The 780-nt window shown below is 65.0% G+C and carries 1 protein-coding gene; it reads right to left on the bottom strand.

From position 1 onward, the window contains the following. Positions 1–780, bottom strand: a 780-nt coding sequence (gene tnpC / locus DOM57_RS21485; RefSeq protein WP_110651789.1) for an IS66 family transposase, incomplete at both ends; no start/stop codon positions are given.

The raw sequence follows: 780 nt of genomic DNA, 5'->3' as shown, positions 1-780 counted from the left end.
CCCACCACGAAGGGGCGGATGGCGTTCTCGGCCGGGTTGTTGTCCAGCGGGATCAGGCCATCATCAAGGAAGCGCGTCAGGCGCTCCCATTGACCGTCCAGGTAGTGAAGCGCCTGGCCCAGCGCGCTCTTCGGCAGTACCTGCGTCAGCGACTTGTCGAGCCAGGTGCGTAGCTGGGTGATCAGCGGGCGGCTCTTCTGCTCGCGCAGCGCCTGGCGTGCCTCGGCATCCAGCGCCTTGGCCTGTTTTTCCACGGCGTAGAGCTTGCGGATCTGGTTGAGTGCCCAATCGGCCTTGCCGGTCTTGCCCTTGGGCTGCACCTTCTGTGCCTCGACGAATTTACGCCGCGCGTGCGCCCAGCAGCCGGCATGGGTGATGCCGTTCTTGCGAACCACTTCGGCATAGCCCTCGTAGCCATCGGTGACCAGGCGACCGGCATAGTCGCCCAGCAGGCGTACGGGTACCCGACCGGCTCGGCTGGCGTTGTAGTCGAACAGCACCACCTGTTGGCTCGGTGGTCCGCCGCGTTGCAGCCACATGTAGGAGGTGGAACTCGCCGGCCGGCCGGGTTCGGTGTTGACCTGCAGGGGGGTCTCATCCATGTGAACAAGCGGAGCTTGCAGTAAGTGCCGACGCAGTGCCTCGATCAGTGGCATCAGCCGCTCGCCGACCAGCACCATCCAGCGCGCCAGGGTATTGCGTGGGATCTCGATGCCGTGCCGGGCAAAGATCTGGCTCTGTCGATAGAGCGGCAAGGCATCCTGGTACTTGGCGGTGGCC

Origin of the sequence: Salinicola peritrichatus (genome assembly GCF_003206715.1) — a bacterium.
Taxonomy (GTDB): domain Bacteria; phylum Pseudomonadota; class Gammaproteobacteria; order Pseudomonadales; family Halomonadaceae; genus Salinicola; species Salinicola peritrichatus.
Note: the sequence above shows the minus strand (reverse complement) of the source record. Positions and strands in the feature narration are given on the sequence as shown.